Annotated in this window: 17 protein-coding genes; all 17 read right to left on the reverse strand. The window is 60.6% G+C overall.

Going from position 1 to position 16,738, the window contains the following annotated elements; translation table 11 throughout:
* Nucleotides 1-28: 28 nt before the first annotated feature.
* The gene (locus KQI12_RS04230; RefSeq protein WP_216570826.1) at nt 29-505 is read right to left on the reverse strand and encodes a CarD family transcriptional regulator; all 477 of its coding nucleotides are present in this window, start codon (nt 503-505) and stop codon (nt 29-31) included.
* A 168-nt stretch (nt 506-673) separates the two neighbouring features.
* Nucleotides 674-2,617 carry a bifunctional 4-hydroxy-3-methylbut-2-enyl diphosphate reductase/30S ribosomal protein S1 gene (locus tag KQI12_RS04235; RefSeq protein ID WP_216570828.1) on the reverse strand — a complete coding sequence of 648 codons (1,944 nt, stop codon included), beginning with the start codon at nt 2,615-2,617 and terminating at the stop codon, nt 674-676.
* Nucleotides 2,614-3,213, reverse strand: a complete 600-nt coding sequence (locus KQI12_RS04240) for a lysophospholipid acyltransferase family protein (protein WP_371817949.1) — start codon at nt 3,211-3,213, stop codon at nt 2,614-2,616. The genes KQI12_RS04235 and KQI12_RS04240 overlap by 4 nt, the downstream gene beginning before the upstream one ends.
* Nucleotides 3,210-3,887 carry a (d)CMP kinase gene (gene cmk / locus KQI12_RS04245; protein WP_216570829.1) on the reverse strand — a complete coding sequence of 226 codons (678 nt, stop codon included), beginning with the start codon at nt 3,885-3,887 and terminating at the stop codon, nt 3,210-3,212. Before cmk ends, KQI12_RS04240 begins: the two co-directional genes overlap by 4 nt.
* Nucleotides 3,888-3,891: 4 nt before the next feature.
* Nucleotides 3,892-5,202, reverse strand: coding sequence for an NAD(P)/FAD-dependent oxidoreductase (locus KQI12_RS04250; protein WP_216570830.1), 1,311 nt, complete (start codon nt 5,200-5,202; stop codon nt 3,892-3,894).
* On the reverse strand, nt 5,183-6,046 hold the full coding sequence (locus tag KQI12_RS04255) for a MurR/RpiR family transcriptional regulator (protein WP_216570831.1): 864 nt from the start codon (nt 6,044-6,046) through the stop codon (nt 5,183-5,185). Before KQI12_RS04255 ends, KQI12_RS04250 begins: the two co-directional genes overlap by 20 nt.
* 160 nt (nt 6,047-6,206) lie before the next feature.
* Nucleotides 6,207-6,914, reverse strand: coding sequence for a pseudouridine synthase (locus KQI12_RS04260; protein ID WP_216570832.1), 708 nt, complete (start codon nt 6,912-6,914; stop codon nt 6,207-6,209).
* Nucleotides 6,842-8,104, reverse strand: coding sequence for a D-alanyl-D-alanine carboxypeptidase family protein (locus KQI12_RS04265; protein ID WP_216570833.1), 1,263 nt, complete (start codon nt 8,102-8,104; stop codon nt 6,842-6,844). The genes KQI12_RS04260 and KQI12_RS04265 overlap by 73 nt, the downstream gene beginning before the upstream one ends.
* A gap of 68 nt (nt 8,105-8,172) precedes the next feature.
* Nucleotides 8,173-8,586, reverse strand: a complete 414-nt coding sequence (ytfJ, locus tag KQI12_RS04270) for a GerW family sporulation protein (RefSeq protein ID WP_216570834.1) — start codon at nt 8,584-8,586, stop codon at nt 8,173-8,175.
* Nucleotides 8,576-9,274, reverse strand: coding sequence for a DUF2953 domain-containing protein (locus KQI12_RS04275; protein ID WP_216570835.1), 699 nt, complete (start codon nt 9,272-9,274; stop codon nt 8,576-8,578). The genes ytfJ and KQI12_RS04275 overlap by 11 nt, the downstream gene beginning before the upstream one ends.
* Nucleotides 9,271-9,873, reverse strand: coding sequence for an SMC-Scp complex subunit ScpB (gene scpB / locus KQI12_RS04280; protein ID WP_216570837.1), 603 nt, complete (start codon nt 9,871-9,873; stop codon nt 9,271-9,273). Before scpB ends, KQI12_RS04275 begins: the two co-directional genes overlap by 4 nt.
* Nucleotides 9,860-10,660, reverse strand: a complete 801-nt coding sequence (locus tag KQI12_RS04285; protein ID WP_216570839.1) for a ScpA family protein — start codon at nt 10,658-10,660, stop codon at nt 9,860-9,862. Before KQI12_RS04285 ends, scpB begins: the two co-directional genes overlap by 14 nt.
* Nucleotides 10,661-10,672: 12 nt before the next feature.
* Nucleotides 10,673-11,374 carry a site-2 protease family protein gene (locus KQI12_RS04290; RefSeq protein WP_216570841.1) on the reverse strand — a complete coding sequence of 234 codons (702 nt, stop codon included), beginning with the start codon at nt 11,372-11,374 and terminating at the stop codon, nt 10,673-10,675.
* 138 nt (nt 11,375-11,512) lie between these two features.
* Nucleotides 11,513-12,106: a ribosome biogenesis GTP-binding protein YihA/YsxC gene (yihA, locus tag KQI12_RS04295; RefSeq protein ID WP_216570843.1), complete on the reverse strand. Its 594-nt coding sequence runs from the start codon at nt 12,104-12,106 to the stop codon at nt 11,513-11,515.
* A gap of 29 nt (nt 12,107-12,135) precedes the next feature.
* Entirely contained in the window at nt 12,136-14,553 is a 2,418-nt protein-coding gene (gene lon / locus KQI12_RS04300) for an endopeptidase La (RefSeq protein ID WP_216570844.1), read from the reverse strand.
* Between the two features lie 96 nt (nt 14,554-14,649).
* Complete coding sequence (gene clpX, locus KQI12_RS04305; RefSeq protein WP_216570845.1) at nt 14,650-15,972, reverse strand: ATP-dependent Clp protease ATP-binding subunit ClpX; 1,323 nt, start codon at nt 15,970-15,972, stop codon at nt 14,650-14,652.
* An 87-nt stretch (nt 15,973-16,059) separates the two neighbouring features.
* On the reverse strand, nt 16,060-16,647 hold the full coding sequence (locus KQI12_RS04310; RefSeq protein WP_216570846.1) for an ATP-dependent Clp protease proteolytic subunit: 588 nt from the start codon (nt 16,645-16,647) through the stop codon (nt 16,060-16,062).
* Between the last annotated feature and the right edge of the window lie 91 nt (nt 16,648-16,738).

A 16,738-nucleotide genomic window follows, 5' to 3' on the forward strand; every position in this document is an offset into this window, starting at 1 on the left:
GAGGAGCCCGAAGGCTCCTCTCACTATATCAGCTCAGGGCTGAATCGATGCGGGCTTCCACAGCCTCATAGCTGGCACCCTTAGAGAGCACGATCTCGGAGATCAGGATCTGCTTGGCGGAGTGGAGCAGTTTCCGCTCCCCCGTAGAAAGCCCCTTCTCCTCGTCCCGCCGGGACAGCCCCTTCACGACCTTGGCGACCTCCAACAGGTCTCCGCTCTTGATCCTCAACATATTTTCCCGATAGCGGCGGTTCCAATTGGGATCCATATCCGCCTCGATTTCAGGCAGAGCAGCCAGCACGCGGTCCGCCTCCGCTCCCGCCATCACAGGACGTACACCGATCTCCTGGCAGTGTTCCGTGGGGATCATGACGAGCATCCCGTTCAACGGGAGCTTCAGGATATAGTACTCTCTCAGTGCGCCGTTCACTTTTTTCTGCACGATGCTGTCGATCACACCGGCGCCGTGCATCGGATGGACGATCTTATCGCCTGCCTGAAACATGAGCTCCACCTCCATAGTCAAAAAATGTACGTTCGTTCCAAAAAATCTGTCACACTTGGTATTATAGCCGTATTTTTCACCATTTGCAAGGATGAGGCCGTCCAAACACAAAAAAGCGTCCCGCCTCCCCGAAAGGAGACAGGACGCTCTGTATGGATATCGTAAAATTTACTCGCCGTCAGCCTCGTCAGAGCCGCGTTCCTCCAGCAGAGCACGGATGGACAAGGAGACCTTCTTGTTCTCGAAGTCGATATCAGTGATCTTCACATCCACCATCTGGCCCTCGCTCAGCACATCGCCGGGCTTGTCGATCCGATGGTCAGCGATCTGAGAGATGTGGATCAGACCATCCACACCGGGAACGATCTCAGCGAAGGCACCGAAGGTCATCAGCTTGACCACCTTCACATTGGCCACATCGCCCACGTCATAGGTGGAGGTGAACTTGGCCCAGGGATCCTCGCTGCGGTCCTTCATGCCCAAGGAGATCTTTTTCTTCTCCTTATCGGCAGAGATGACATACACGTCCACAGTATCGCCGACCTTCACCACCTCGGAGGGGTGCTTGATACGGCTCCAAGACAGCTCGGAGATGTGGACCATGCCGTCCACGCCGCCGATGTCCACGAAAGCACCGTAGGAAGTCAGGGACTTCACGGTACCGGTATAGTGCTTGCCGTCCTCGATCTCCTCCCAGACCTTGGCAGCCTTCTCAGCGCGCTCAGCGGCGGCCACAGCGCGGATGGAGCCCACCACGCGGCGGCGGGCACGGTTGACCTCGGTGATGCGGAGACGGACGTGCTGCTTGACCAGCTCGGACATGGCCGCGTCGCGGGGCAGACCGGTCTGGGAAGCGGGCACGAACACGCGCACACCCTTCACATTGACGACGACGCCGCCCTTGTTCTCCTCGGTGACAGTGCCCTCGACCACAGTCTGATCTTCCTTGGCCTGCTCGATGTCGTCCCAGTTCTTGACGGCATCCAGACGCTTCTTGGACAGGGTGACGACACCCTCCTGATCGTTGACGCGCATGACGTAAGTCTCGATCTCGTCGCCGACCTTCACGATGTCCTCGACCTTCACAGAGGGGTCGTCGCTCAGCTCGGACACCGGGATGTATCCGGCATGCTTGGTACCCAGATCCACATAGATCTCAGTAGGCGTGATATCAGTAACGACGCCGGTGACCTTCTCCCCTGTATTCAAAGTTTTGATCGACTTCTCCAGCATCTCAGCAAAGGATTCCTCGATCTCCATGTTTTCTGCGCTCATTTTGTCATAGACCTCCTTTATAATCCACCCGGGAGTTGACGCACCCGCGGTGATTCCTATAGAAGCCTTCCCATACAGGTCGGAAGGTTCCAAGTCCTCTGCCCGTTCGATCCAGCAGACCGTCTTGCAGAGGGCCGCGCAAAGCTCGGTGAGACGTTTGGTATTGGAACTCTCCCGCCCGCCGATGACGATCATGGCGTCGTTCCGAGCGGCCAACTCCTGAGCCTCACTCTGTCGTTCACACGTAGCATTACATATTGTATCAAAAACTTTGAAATTTGTACACACTTTTTTTGCCGTTTGGACGCACAAATTCCATTTATTTTGTGTTGAGGTGGTTTGAGAGACCATCGTGATGGGCATTCCAGACCGCTTTGGGTCCTCTTCCAGCCACTTTTCCAGAGCTTCGGGACCTTCCAGCACCACTGGACGGCGGCACCAGCCTGCGATCGCGATGACCTCCGGGTGGTCCGGCGTACCGATGATGACAGGGACGCGCCCCTCATCCTCTGCCTGCGCCACCAAACGATGGATCCTGGATACATTGGGACAGGTGGTGTCGATCAGCTCTGCCCCCCGGCGGACCAGCTCTTCATAAACACTGCGGCTCTCCCCATGGGAGCGGATGATCACAGCCGTCCCATCCGGGACCTCTGCTGGCGACTGGATCGTCCGGATGCCGGACGCCTCCAATTTCCCGATCACGCTCCCATTGTGGATGATGTGTCCCAGCATGACGCATGGCCTCCCGGAGACTGCGGCCTCCTCTGCCATCCGCACGGCACGCTTGACTCCGTAGCAGAACCCGGCAGACTTGGCCAATGTGACTCTGCTCATTTGGCTCGCTCTCCCAACTTGTGGATCCGATCCATCAGGTCGGCAGTGATGGCCTCATACTCTTCCTGAGTGCCCTTTCGGGTGGAAACTGTAGGCATATAGGGCTCACCGATCACCACTGGAGTCCGTCGGAACCAGTTCTTATGCTCCGGCACATAGACCGGCAGGATAGGCACGCCGCACCGGACGGCCAGCATGGCGGCTCCGGCCTTGGGATGGCTCACATCGCCCCGACTCTCCCGGACCCGGGTGCCCTCCGGGAAGATCAGGACTTTCTCGCCGGAGCGCAGATACTTCATCGCCTGCTTCACCGCGCCGATGTCGTTCTTGCCCCGGTCCACTCCAAAGATGCCGGCCTTAGACAAGAGCCACCCCACTACCGGCACCCGCATCAGTTCGATCTTAGCCATGGCCCGGAGCTGATGCTTGAGGGTGAAGGCATAACAGAGGAAAAGGGGATCGCTGTCGCTGGTGTGGTTGCAGCAAATCATCACGGGGCCGTCCGGGATGTTCTCCCGGCCGATGGGCCGTCCCGGATGGACCAGATTGAAGAAGGGATAGACGATGCTGTAGAGAAAGATATACCAGCCTCTCACGCCCCCACCCCCTTTTGCACCACGTTCAGCAGGCGCTGGAAGCTCTCTTCCAGGCCGATATCCGTCGTATCTACGGCTACGGCGTCCTCCGCCTGCCGCAGGGGCGCGGTGTCCCGATGGATGTCCCGCTCGTCCCGGGCGACGATATCCCGGAGGACCGTCTCATAGTCTACCTTGGTCCCTCTTGCATGGAGTTCGTCCCAGCGGCGGCGGGCACGGGCTTCCGGGGAAGCTGTCAGGAAGATCTTCACGTCTGCGTCTGGCAAGACCACGGTACCAATGTCCCGGCCGTCCATGATCACATTCTGCCGCCGGGCCAGATTCCGCTGCATATCCATCAGGAAAGCGCGGACCGCCGGGATCGCAGATACGCCGGAGGCGCACTTGGAGACCTCCGGTTCCCGGATAGCAGAGCTCACATCCTCTCCATCCAGATACATATGCTGGAGCCCATCGTCTCCATGGCCCAGGTCGATGGAGATCCGCCCCAACAGATCCACCACTCCGACCGTGTCCTCCGGCGCGATCCCGGCCCGCAGGACCGCCAGACCCAGCGTCCGATAGATCGCGCCCGTATCTACATAGAGGTATCCCATCGCCTGAGCTACCTGACGGGCCAGCGTGCTCTTCCCCGCCCCGGAGGGGCCGTCGATGGCGACGCTCTTGAATCCCATATCCTTATTCCGCTCCTTCCGTCATTTCCAGAGATCGGGCCGCTCCCTCTCCCGCCGCCCGACCAGTGGCCCAGGCGATCTGGAGGTTGAAGCCGCCAGTATAGGCATCCACATCCAACAGCTCTCCCGCCAGGAAAAGGCCAGGCGCCTTCTTGGATGCCATGGTATGGGGATCCACCTCCGAGACTTTCACGCCGCCGGAGGTGACGATCGCTTCTTCGATCGGGCGTGGCCCGGCGATATCCACCCGGAAGCCCTTCAGAAGCTCCAGCAGGCAGCGGCGCTGCCCCTTCGTCACCGAGTTGGCCTTGGTGTCTCCCGGGATACCGGTGCGTTCCAGCACCACAGGCACCATGAGCCGGGGCAGGAGGCCCTCCAGCACATTGCGGAAGTCCCGGTTGGCGTTCTCACTCAGGTCCCGCAGGAGCCGCTGGTCCAGCTTCTCCTCATCCAGAGCCGGCTTCAGGTCAATGAGCAGATGGTAGCGGCTCTTCCCAAAGTCCCGCATATGTGCGCTGGCACTGAGCATGAGAGGGCCGGATAGGCCGAAGTGGGTGAACAACATCTCGCCCTGGGCCGCATAGACGATCTTTTTTTTCTGGTCCCGGACCTTCACCGCCACATTGCGCAGGGACAGGCCCTGCATCTTCCCGCAGTCCTCACCTTCTGCCGCCAACGGGACCAAAGAGGGTCTGGGTGGCAGGATCGTATGCCCTACTGCCGCGGCCATCTCATAGCCATCTCCCGTGGAGCCGGTAAGAGGATACGACGCGCCGCCGGTCGCCAAGACCACCGCGCGGGCAACATAACTCCCGTGTTCGCCACGGACGCCAGTGATATGTCCATCCGCGTCTGTCAGGAGAGACCGGGCCCGGTCCTCCACGATCTCCACCCGCTTTCGGCGCAGATCCAGGAACAGGGCGTCGATGATGTCAGCCGCACGGTCGCTCTGGGGGAATACACGTCCTCCGCGTTCGGTCTTGAGGCGGACGCCTAAGCCCTCAAAAAACGCCTTCACGGCCTCCGGTGGGAAGCGCGTGACGGCGCTCATGAGGAATTTGGGGTTTCTGGGCACATTTTGCAGGACGTCTGTCGGAGGGCAGTCGTTGGTCACGTTGCACCGCCCTTTTCCGGTGATGTACAGCTTGCGTCCCACCTTGGCGTTCCGCTCCAGCAGGAGCACCGAGCATCCAAGGTCCGCGGCGGTGAGAGCGGCCATCATACCCGCCGCTCCCCCGCCGATCACGATGATATCGTTGGTCAAAAAGACCTCTCCATTCTGCGTCGATCGCACGTTATCGGTCTGCTTTCTCATAGACGCCGTACTCGTCCCAGATCTTTTCCAGACGGCCGAAGTTCTCCGAGATATCGCTGTTCTTCTTGCGGCCCAAAGCTACGATGAGGGCGTTCACCAAACTCAGGGGAGCGACCAGCGAATCCACGAAGGAAGCCATATCGCTCTTGGCCAACAGGGTATGGGCCGCGATGGCCGCCAACGGAGAGGTCTCGCTGTCGGTGATGGCCACCACCTGAGCTCCCCGGTCCCGGGCGAACTCCATGGCCTTCACCGTTCGGCTGGAATACCGGGGAAAACTGACGCCGATGATCACGTCCTCCGGCCCGATATGCAGGAGCCGCTCGAACACCTCGCTCACCGAGGTGCTGTTGATATGGACCACATCCTCGAAGATCAGATTCAGATAAAACGCCAAGAAGCTGGCAATGGCGGAGGCGGAACGGACTCCAAGGATATACACCCGCCGGGCAGACACGATCGCGTCCACTGCACGGCTGAAGCGCTCCCGGTCCACCTCTTCCAGGGTCATGCGGATCTTCTCCATATCGGACTGCATGACCATGGACAGGATATCCTGATCGCCGATCCGATCGTTGCTTACCTCGATACGTTGGATAGAGGTGAGCTTGCTACGGATCATCTCTTGCAGGGCCTTCTGCATGGCAGGATATCCGTCATAGCCCAGTTCGGCAGCGAAACGCACCACGGTAGACTCACTGACGTTCACGGTCTTGCCCAGCTTACTGGCGGTCATGAAGGCCGCCTTATCATAGGAGTCGAGGATGAAGCGTGCGATCAGCTTCTGTCCCTTGGAGAAAGAACTCATCTCGCTCTGGATCGAGGACAGGATGTCTTTAGGCATATAGCGCCTCCGTTCCGCCGCGCCTGCTGTTTACGGCTTATTCTTTCGTGGGGCAGACAAGACTGCCCCATCTATATCTATCTTTCTAATAATATAGCGGCGATTTCGGGATTTTTCAAGCCTTTTTTGCAAGACTTCCCTTTTTACTTGCAAAATGCCGTCATCGGCCCATCAGGGTCTGGAGCTCTCCACTGGTCAGTGCGCGCCAGCGCCCCACCGGAAGCGCTCCCAGCAGGACCTTTCCTTCACGGACCCGGCGCAGACGGGACACCTCTAACCCGGCCAGCGAGCACATCCGCCGGACCTGCCGGTTCCGGCCCTCATGGATGACGACGGAGAGGATGCTCCCCCGCTCATTGGTCCGCAAAAGATGCACTCCTGCCGGATGGAGCGGGATGCCGTCTAGTTCTATGGGTCCGCGCAGGATCGGAAGGGCGTTCTCTACATCGCCTCGCACCCAAACATGATACTCCTTCTCCACCTCATGACTGGGATGGAGGAGCTTATGGGTCAAGTCCCCATCATCCGTCATCAGGAGCAGACCTTCTGAATCCATGTCCAACCGCCCCACCGGCCAGACCCGTGCCCCACAGCCGGAGACCAGCTCCGCCACGGTCCGCCGTCCCTTCTCATCTGAGAGCGTGGTCACGAAGCCTCGGGGCTTGTTGAGCATGAGATACGTCCGCCGCTCTGCTTTCCGAAGCGGCGTTCCATCCAGACAGATCTCATCCCGGTCCGGGTCGGCTTTGTCTCCCAAAGCGGCCCGCACGCCGTTCACCGTCACCCGGCCCGCCGTTATGTACCCCTCCGCTGTCCGGCGGGAGGCCGCCCCCGCCGCAGACAGGATCTTTTGCAGGCGTTCTTCCATGGTCTATCCGCTCCCTTCCCGCCATATGGGAGCCGGATCGGCTCCCATATGGCGGCAGTCATCTCTTCCCCGCTCCTTTTTCGGTCCGCTCCGCCTTGGAGCCAGTCCATGAGCCGGGATGCCAAGCTCTGCTCTGGACGGTCCTCCAGTACGTCCCGGCCGCAGACCAGATAGGTCCGGCCGATCGGCGTCCCCTCCAAAGAGAAGCGAAGCTCCCCTACGATCGCCCCTGCCTGGACAGGAGCTTCCAGTTGGGACGGCAGGACTGCCTCCACCCGCACCGATTCCTCAGCCGTCAGTGGATATGCCACTTCGCTGTAAGTCTCGATGGGCACTGCGGGGACCAGTCCGCCCGTCACAGGGAGCCGTCCTGCCACCTTCCCCGCCCGGGCCAGCAGATGGCTGGGCCATTCCTGGAACCCATAGTCCAGAAGGGCGGCGTGATCGGTCCAGTCGTCCCGGTCGGAGAGGGTGACGACGATCAGTGTCTGCCCGTCCCGCTCCGCCGCAGAGACCAGCGTACGTCCTGCCCGATCGGTATAGCCCGTCTTGAGGCCGATGCAGCCCTCATAGCGCCAGAGGAGCTTGTTGTGGTTCCGCAGTGTGCGTTCTCCCAGCGTGATCGTCTTGGTGGCCACGATAGTCCGCAGACGCTCGTCTGCCAAGACCGCCCGGGCCAGCACCGCCATGTCCCGGGCGGTGGACCAGTTCCCCTCATCCTGGAGCCCGCTCGGGCTGGAGAATTTGGTATGCTCCATGCCCAGGTCCGCCGCCCGCTGGTCCATCCAGTCCACGAAGCGGTCCACATCTCCGGCGCATCCCCCTGCCACCGCCAGAGCGGCATCGTTGCCGGAAGAAAGGAGGAGTCCATAGAGGAGCTCCTCCAATGACAGCGTCTCTCCGGTCTCCAGATACATGGAGGAACCCTCCACGCCGGTCCACTCCCCACGGATCCGGATGCACCGATCCAGCGGCGTGGACTCCACCGCCACCAGCGCTGTCATGAGTTTGGTGATGCTGGCGATGGGGCGCTCCTCCTCCGCGTGATAGGCATAGAGTACCCGCCCGGAGCTCCCGTCCACCAAGATCGCCGCCTCCGCCGATATAGACGGGGCGGCAGAGGCCACCGCCGGGATCGCTGTCCCCATAAAAAACGCCGCCAGCAGGCAGGAGGTCAGGAGCCGTTTCATACGCTGTCACCCCGATCGAAAGGATGATGGCAGTATGCCCCGGACCGTGTCGTTCCATGCCTGACAGATCAGAAGCGGATCTCGTCCTTCTCTTCTTCCCGTCTGGCCTTCTGCTCATCTAAGAAGGAGCTGATCCGGTCTATGATCTCCGGGACCAACTCCACCACACGGTCTGCCGTGCTTGAGGCAGGCGGATCCACCGGCATGAGACGCACAGAGTCCCCTTTGACGATCAGGAAGGACACCGGCGTCACCTTCACACTGGCGCCGCCGCCTCCGCCGAACGAGTTCTGACCATCCGGCTTCTGATGCTTGGTCGAGAATTCGCTCCCACCGGAGGCGAAGCCCACACTGATGCGGGAGATCGGTACGATCGTGACCTCCCCCGCCTGGATGGGCGTTCCGATGACGGTGTTGGCATCTACCATCTCCCGGATCTTCTGCATGGTGCTGTTCAGCAGATCGCCGATCTTATTTTCCATGATGTTCCCCTTCCTTTCGTTCTGATGTGGTCTCCCCATCCCGGATCTCCCGCCATGCCTTCGCTGCGGCCGGCAATGTGCGCAGGAGCCACAGGCCGAACAGCAGGAGCTGTCCCAGCGTCATAGAGATATCGAAGTCTCCGGCGATCATCGTCCGTTCTGACTGGAACGCCGCCTCCGTACGGATATGGCAGTCCTTACAGTCGAAATTCTGCTCCAAAATAGGGAACAGTATCCCTAGAGCCCCGTTGATGCCGCCGTAGAGGAGGGCAGTGTCCCCGGGATCCTCGTCGCCGGCATGGATATCCAAGTGGACCGGGCCGACTCGGATCTGATCGGTCAGCCGTCCCGCCGCCCGGCCGATCACCGGCAGGAAACATCGGGCCAGAGCCGGAAGCTGGGCCGGGGGCATCTCCCCCAGTGTTTCGGACAGCAGAGATGCCGCTCCGGACTTCTCCCCACTCTCGGCCTGATCTTTCCGGCCACGGCCTTCACGGCAGCCCCGCTTTTTGTGCACCTCTGGTCCTGTCTGCTTCCTGTTGGATGGATAGACTTGGATACGGATCGGTCCTGCCTTGACCCAGGCCCGGAACGAGCTGTCCATGACCTGCCCCATGATGCCCAGCCGCAACCGGGAGAGCAGATAGAGTACCACCAGGATCACCAGAAGTACCAGCCATGGTCTCATGGTCCCACCGTCTCTTCCTCCTGCTGTTCGGTCCGGAGCTTAGCCAGGCGGGTCTCCATATCCATGGTGACCTGTCCCTCCTCCGCCGATACGCCGGGCAGATCCGGCAGATCCTCCAGACCAGATAGATGGAAGGTCCGCAGGAAGGTCTGTGAGGTCCGATATTGAATCGGACGTCCTGGAACGGCCAGACGCCCGGCCTCTTCGATCAGGTCCCGTTCTGCCAGCATAGAGACTGTGTAAGAGCTGTCCACGCCGCGGATCTGGTCGATGTCTGCTCGGGTGATCGGTTGGAAGTAAGCCACGATGGCCAGCACCTCCAGTGCAGTCTGAGAGAGCTTGGCCGGACGGCGGGCCTCCAGCGCCTTCCGGACTGCATCCGCATGTTCCGGTGCAGAGCAAAGCTGATAGGCGGTGCCCAGCTTCACCAGCCGGATCCCCCGCCGCTCATAACGGTACCGGTCCGCGATCTTCCGGCACACCGCGTCTGCGTCCGCCCGACTGATCTCCAGCGCGAGGCAGAGTCGCTCTACGCCCACCGGATCCCCGGCGGCGAAGAGGATGCTCTCCACGGCCGCCTCGATCTCACTGAACGCCATCCGGCTCCCTCCTCTCCTCATCCGGCGGCCCGGTCAGCACTGTGACCGTACATTCCTGCTCCGTCCCGGCTAGGAGCAGACGCCGAGCCTTACACAGCTCCAGGACTGCCAAAAAGGTGGCCACGACCTCAGAACGGCTCTGGCTCCCCTGGAACAGAGCCCGAAAGCGGGTCACACCGTTCCGGAGCAGGCGGCTCAGAAGCTCTGCCGCCTTCTCTGCCACGGGATACGGCTCACGGCCCACGATGCCCTCAAAGGCCCGCATAGGCGGCGGGAGCGATCCTCCCGTCCGGGAGAGGACCGCACGGACGGCACGGTACAATTCTTCCTTCTCATGGACATAACGATACATCTTGTCCATCGGGAGCGCTTCCGGCGGCTTGACGATATAGTCCCGGCCCACCGTCCAGCGCCGCTCCAGATCAGGCATCACTGCCTTGACCTGGGTGCGCTGTTCCTGGCGTTGATGAGCCTCCAGAGAGGCCATGAGCTGTTCCATCTCGGACAGAGCCTCCTCGTCCTGGATGGACAGGAGCATCCGCGTCTTGATGAACACCAGCTGTGCCGCCATGGTCACGAACTCACTGGCCACTTCCAGATCCATGCGTTTCCGCCGGTCCATCCAGGCCATGTACTGCTCCAGCAGGAGCGAGATCTGGATGTCCCGGATCTCCATCCGGTTCTTGCTCAACAGATGGAGGATCAGATCCAAGGGCCCGTCGAAGTCCTCCCGCTCCTCGCTGCGGGACTTGACCACGCCTTCCAGATGATAGATCGGGCTCTCCATGGTCCGCCCTCCTTATGCCAGCAGGCTCTGGAGCCAGTAGAACGGGAAGCTGGAGCTCCGGAAGAGCAGATCGAAGACCCAGCTTCGAGCGGCGTCCAGAGGACCATCCATCACGCCGCTCCACAGCAGGAGCATGAGAACGATCGTCCCCATCCGCTCATAGCGCATGATGCCGTAGTAGGCCCGGTCGGGCAGGAGCCCGCCCACGATCTTAGCTCCATCCAACGGCGGGAATGGAATCAGATTGAAAATGCCAAGGCCTACGCTCAGAGTCGCCGTGATCAGCAGGAGATCCAAGAACCAGTCCAAAGCTCCGCTTCCACCGGGCATCGCATAATACGACACTGCGGTCAGCGCCGCCCGCAGGAGCAGGGCCGCATAAGCCAGCACCATGTTGGAGGCCGGTCCGGCCAGAGCCGTCAGAGCCATGCCGCTCTTCGAGTGTTTGAAGTAACGCATATCCACCGGCACCGGTCTAGCCCAGCCAAACCCCACGGTCAGCATCATCACTGCACCGAAGGGATCGATGTGGCGCAGTGGGTTGAGGGACAGCCGATGGGCCCTCTTGGCTGTAGGGTCGCCTAGTGCCAGCGCAGCCAAGCCGTGACAGGTCTCATGGACCGTCAGGCAGATCAGGACGGCCAGTGCCTGCACGACCAGCCAGAGCAGACCGTCCAGATCCAGATGTCGAAAAAATTCTGTGAAGCTTCCCAAAAGTCAGGCCCTCCTGATCGGCGCTCTCGGCAGGAGGACTTCCTCACCGACCTGCCGCCGTTTCGTTCGATGCATATTATACCAGTTATCCGCTGAAAACACAAGGCGGGGGCGGCATGCCGCCCCCGCCTCCGCGGATCAAAGCGTCTGGTGATCCAAGATCGCATCCAGGAGGTCCTGGCGCCCCTCCCCCTTCTCCGCCGAAAAGGGGATGACCTTTACATCATCTGCAAGGTCGAGCGTCTCACGGATACGAGCCAAATTGGGCTCGATCTCGCTTTTCTTCAGCTTGTCCAGCTTGTTGGCCACCACCGTGAAGGGACGGCCGCTCCCCTTGAACCAATCTGCCATGATGCAGTCATCCGCCGTAGGCTTGTGCCGGGCATCTACGATGAGCACGCCCAGAGTCATCAGTGTCGGATCCGCGAACCAGCTCTCGATAAGCCGACCCCAGCGGGCCTTCTCCGCTTGGGAGACCTTGGCATAGCCATAACCGGGCAGGTCCACCAGATAGAGCTTCCGGTCGATGAGGAAATAGTTGATGTGGGTCGTCTTGCCCGGAGCCGAACCCACCCGAGCGAAATTCTTCCGGTTGAGCAGTTTGTTAATCACCGAAGACTTGCCCACGTTGGACCGTCCGGCAAAGACCACCTGAGGCAGACCGTCCCGGGGAAAGTCCGCCGCCTTAGCGGCAGAGCGGAGGAACTCCGCATTGTTCAGATTCAATGCCATACACACACCTTCTCTTCTGATGACACGCCTTATTGATGGATGGCGATGCCGGCGGTCCCGGCAGGCGCCTCCGTCGGGATGGCGGTCGTGGCACCATCCTCCCGGGCCAGCTCCAGACCGAGGGCCTGGGCCAGGACCTCATCCACCTGGTCTACCAAGACGAAATGGAGCGCGGCACGGACCGTCTGGTCAATCTCTTCCAGATCCCGTTCATTTTCCGCGGGGACGATCACGGTGCGGATGCCGTTTCGCATGGCCGCCATAGTCTTTTCCCGCAGACCGCCGATAGCTAGGACACGGCCCCGTAAAGTGACTTCGCCTGTCATTGCCAGCTCCCGCCGGACCGGCATCCCAGTCAGCGCAGAGACCATAGCAGTCGTGATGGCGATACCGGCAGAGGGGCCATCCTTTGGGACCGCCCCCTCCGGGAAGTGGACGTGGATATCCTTCTTTTGGTAGAAATCAGTGGGGATACCCAACCGGTCCGCCTTACTGCGGATATAGGAGTAGGCCGCATGGACGGATTCCTTCATCACGTCGCCCAGATTTCCGGTGAGCTCCAGCTTGCCCGTTCCAGGCACTACATTGACCTCTACTTCCAGAAGCTCACCGCCCACACTGGTCCAGGCCAGACCATTGACTAGACCCACCTGCTCCGTTTTGGGCAGGCGCTCTGGATGATAACGGCGGATACCCAAGAACTCTTCCAGGCCATCACCTGTGATGTGGATAGACTTTACACCATTTGACACCACTCGCATGGCGGCCTTCCGGCATACGGCACCCAGACGGCGCTCCAGCACACGGACGCCGGACTCCTTCGTATAGCCAGTGATGATCTCACGGATGGCTCCGTCGGTGAGCTTGAGCTGGGTCTTTTTCAGGCCATGACGCTTGAGTTCCTTAGGAAGCAGATGCCGCTTTGCGATCTGGAGCTTCTCCTCATCGGTATAACTGGGGAGTTCGATGACCTCCATCCGGTCCAGCAAAGGCCGGGGGATGGTATCCAGCGTGTTGGCCGTAGTAAGGAAAAGCACGTCAGACAGATCGTAAGGGACCTCCAGGAAATGGTCCCGGAAGGTGCTGTTCTGCTCTCCGTCCAAGACCTCCAGCAGAGCGTCCGCCGGGTCTCCCCGGTGGTCGGCCCCCAGCTTGTCGATCTCGTCCAGCAGGAGGAGCGGATTGGAGCTGCCCGCCTGCCGGATCCCGGCGATGATACGTCCCGGCATGGCGCCGATGTAAGTCTTCCGGTGGCCGCGGATCTCAGCCTCATCATGGACGCCGCCTAGAGAGATCCGGGCCAGCTTTCGGTTCATAGCCTTGGCCATGGACATGGCGATGGAGGTCTTGCCCACGCCAGGAGGGCCTACCAGGCAGATAATCTGCCCCTTCAGTTCCGGTGCCAGCTGTTTCACGGCCACGAACTCAAGGATACGCTCCTTGACTTTCTCCAGACCATAGTGGTCGCTGTCCAATGCCTTACGGACCGCGGCCACATCCACACGCTCCTTGGTCTTTTTGTTCCAAGGCAGTTCCAGACAAACATCCAGATAGTTCCGGAGGACGGTGGCTTCTGCGGAGCCGAAGGGCTGCTTCTCCAGCCGGGCGGTCTCCTTCATCAGCTTCTCTTCCACTTCCTTGGGGAGCTTGGCCTTGGCGATCTTTTCCCGGTACTCCAGGATCTCACTGTCGGAGCCCTGCTCGCCCTCCCCCAGCTCCTGCTGGATGACCTTGAGCTGCTCCCGGAGGTAGTAGTCCCGCTGGTTGCGGTTCATCCCCTCCCGGACCCGCTCCTGCATGGTCAGCTCCAGCTCCAGCACGTCCAGCTCCTGGCTGAGCTGCTGATAGAGCTTCTCCAGTCGGCGGACCGGACGCAGTTCCTCCAGGATGGACTGCTTATCGCCGGTCCTCATGACGATGTTCTGAGCGATGTAATCGGCGATGTATCCGGGGTCCTCACTGGAGACCAGGTTGAGGAGGAGGTCGGGAGTCATCTTGGGTGCCAGCTCCACATAGCGTTCGAAGAGCTCATAGGTCTGCCGGATCAAAGCCTCGGTCTTGGCCGACCGGCGGACCGGCTCCTCCGGCCGGATCTCTTCCACCTCAGCCTTCAGATAGGGGGTGAGCTGGGGGAGCTGATGCATCCGGCCGCGGGCAACGCCCTCTACCATGACCCGGATATTGTCTCCGGGCAGACGCAGGATCTGCCGCACATTGCAGATGGTACCGACGCGGAACAGATCCTTCTCTTTTGGGGCCTCCACAGTGATCTCTTTCTGCGCGGTCAGGAAGATCGGCTGTCCGGAGGTCATGGACTCATCCAGCGCCTTCACCGAAATGTCCCGGCCCACATCGAAATGGAGCATCATCGTGGGGAATACCGTCATGCCCCGCAGAGCCAGCGCTGGCAGGACCGTCGTCTGGATCTCGTTTGCTTGTTCAGTCATTTGATACACTTCCCTTCATGGAAAGTCGTGTGAAAAACGGGGCGAGAGAGAATCCCCCGCCCCGTCATCCGATCTCATCTATCGTTGTCCGTCGTCTTACGACACGTTCCCTTGGGCAGGAGTGCCGCCCTGCTCCGCTCGGAGGGAGGTGCCGCCCAGACGGGGACGCTCCGTCCGGCTGGGGTCATGCTCCACCTGAGGCTCAGCGTGGTCACGGACGCTCTCCGCCGTGATCGTCACCTTGTCGATCGTAGGATCAGAGGGTACGTCGTACATGACCTTCGTCATGACTTCTTCCAGGACAGCGCGCAGGCCGCGGGCACCGATGCCGCGCTCGATCGCCTTGTCGGCGGCGGCCTCCAGAGCTTCGGGCTGGAACTCCAGATCCACATCATCGTACTCCAACAGTTTCTGATACTGCTTGACCAGCGCATTTTTGGGCTGTGTCAGGATCTGCACCAGCTGTTCCCGGCTCAGGGCCTGGAGTGCGGTGAGGACCGGCAGTCGGCCCACCAGCTCCGGGATGATGCCGAACTTCAGCAGGTCGTGGGGCTGAATCTCCTTATAGATGGCGGCGGTGTCCCGCTCTTTCCTGCTCTCGATCTTAGCGCCGAAGCCGATGCTCTTCTTGTCCAGACGCTGTTCGATGATCTTCTCGATGCCGTCGAACGCGCCGCCGCAGATGAAGAGGATGTTCTTCGTATCGATCTGGATGAACTCCTGATGGGGGTGCTTCCGGCCGCCCTGAGGCGGCACATTGGCCACAGTGCCCTCCAGGATCTTCAGCAGAGCCTGCTGGACGCCCTCGCCGGACACATCACGGGTGATGGAGGTATTCTCGCTCTTCCGGGCGATCTTGTCGATCTCATCCACATAGATGATGCCGCGCTCCGCCAGCTCGATGTCGTAGTCGGCGGCCTGGACCAGACGCAGGAGGATGTTCTCCACGTCATCGCCCACATAGCCGGCTTCGGTAAGAGTGGTGGCGTCGGCGATGGCGAAGGGGACCTTCAGGATCCGGGCCAGAGTCTGGGCAAAGAGGGTCTTGCCGCTGCCAGTGGGGCCGATCAGCAGGATATTGCTCTTCTGGAGTTCCACGTCCTCGCCGCCGCCGAAGTAGATCCGCTTATAGTGGTTGTACACCGCCACGGAGAGCGCCACCTTGGCCTCCTCCTGACCGATGATATACTGGTCCAGCACCGTGCGGATCTCCTTGGGGGTGGGGATCACATCAGGGACCTCCAGCGGATCCATCTGCTCCTCTCCAGACGCATAGCCGTCATCCAGGATGCTCATGCACAGGTGGACACACTCGTTGCAGATATAGGCCCCGGGACCGGCGATGATCCGCTCGACCTGTTCCTGGCGCTTGCCGCAGAAAGAACAGCGGACTGATTTTTGTTCGTCGTTTTTAGCCATGATTCGATACCTCAGTCACAGGCAGGATATGCCTGATCCAAAGTGCGGAAAAAGGAGCGGGCGGATGTCCTCCCCCGCTCCCCCGCGTTATTTGTTGTCGCTGGTGATGACCTTGTCGATCAGGCCATAGGCCACGGCCTCGTCGGCAGACATGAAGTTGTCACGCTCGCAGTCGGCGGTCACTACCTCGATGGGCTTGCCGGTGTTATCGGCAAGGATGCGGTTCAGGCGCTTCTTGATGATCTCCAGGCGCTTGAGATGGATGGCCATATCAGTCACCTGTCCCTGAGTACCCGCGGAGGGCTGATGGATCATGATCTCCGCATTGGGCAGGGCGAAGCGCTTGCCCTTCGTGCCGGAGGACAGCAGGAACGCGCCCATGCTGGCTGCCATGCCCACGCAGATGGTGGATACGTCGCATTTCACGTACTGCATGGTGTCATAGATCGCCATGCCATCCGTGACGGACCCGCCGGGGCTGTTGATGTAGAACTGGATATCCTTGTCCGGATCCTGCGCCTCCAGATAGAGCATCTGGGCCACGACCAGACTGGCGGTGGTGGCATTGACCTCTTCCCCCAGGAAGATGATGCGGTCGTTCAGCAGGCGGGAAAAGATATCATAGGACCGCTCGCCACGGTTGGTCTGCTCTACGACGTAGGGAACTAAGCTCATATCTCGGTACTCCTTTTCTTCCGGTCGGCACGTCCGGCCTTCCTTCTCCGGGCCGGAGGCACTCACACACAGAGTATACCCACCGGCCTGT

Origin of the sequence: Pseudoflavonifractor sp. MSJ-37 (assembly GCF_018917965.1) — a bacterium.
Classification (GTDB): domain Bacteria; phylum Bacillota; class Clostridia; order Oscillospirales; family Oscillospiraceae; genus Pseudoflavonifractor_A.

Excerpts from the sequence above, each read along its gene's own strand:
- KQI12_RS04230 (WP_216570826.1), bottom strand. The coding sequence starts at position 505 with ATGTTTCAGGCAGGCGATAAGATCGTCCATCCGATGCACGGCGCCGGT.
- KQI12_RS04235 (WP_216570828.1), bottom strand. The coding sequence starts at position 2,617 with ATGAGCAGAGTCACATTGGCCAAGTCTGCCGGGTTCTGCTACGGAGTC.
- cmk (WP_216570829.1), bottom strand. The coding sequence starts at position 3,887 with ATGGGATTCAAGAGCGTCGCCATCGACGGCCCCTCCGGGGCGGGGAAG.
- KQI12_RS04250 (WP_216570830.1), bottom strand. The coding sequence starts at position 5,202 with ATGAGAAAGCAGACCGATAACGTGCGATCGACGCAGAATGGAGAGGTC.
- KQI12_RS04255 (WP_216570831.1), bottom strand. The coding sequence starts at position 6,046 with ATGCCTAAAGACATCCTGTCCTCGATCCAGAGCGAGATGAGTTCTTTC.
- KQI12_RS04260 (WP_216570832.1), bottom strand. The coding sequence starts at position 6,914 with ATGGAAGAACGCCTGCAAAAGATCCTGTCTGCGGCGGGGGCGGCCTCC.
- KQI12_RS04265 (WP_216570833.1), bottom strand. The coding sequence starts at position 8,104 with ATGAAACGGCTCCTGACCTCCTGCCTGCTGGCGGCGTTTTTTATGGGG.
- ytfJ (WP_216570834.1), bottom strand. The coding sequence starts at position 8,586 with ATGGAAAATAAGATCGGCGATCTGCTGAACAGCACCATGCAGAAGATC.
- KQI12_RS04275 (WP_216570835.1), bottom strand. The coding sequence starts at position 9,274 with ATGAGACCATGGCTGGTACTTCTGGTGATCCTGGTGGTACTCTATCTG.
- scpB (WP_216570837.1), bottom strand. The coding sequence starts at position 9,873 with ATGGCGTTCAGTGAGATCGAGGCGGCCGTGGAGAGCATCCTCTTCGCC.
- KQI12_RS04285 (WP_216570839.1), bottom strand. The coding sequence starts at position 10,660 with ATGGAGAGCCCGATCTATCATCTGGAAGGCGTGGTCAAGTCCCGCAGC.
- yihA (WP_216570843.1), bottom strand. The coding sequence starts at position 12,106 with ATGGCATTGAATCTGAACAATGCGGAGTTCCTCCGCTCTGCCGCTAAG.
- lon (WP_216570844.1), bottom strand. The coding sequence starts at position 14,553 with ATGACTGAACAAGCAAACGAGATCCAGACGACGGTCCTGCCAGCGCTG.
- clpX (WP_216570845.1), bottom strand. The coding sequence starts at position 15,972 with ATGGCTAAAAACGACGAACAAAAATCAGTCCGCTGTTCTTTCTGCGGC.
- KQI12_RS04310 (WP_216570846.1), bottom strand. The coding sequence starts at position 16,647 with ATGAGCTTAGTTCCCTACGTCGTAGAGCAGACCAACCGTGGCGAGCGG.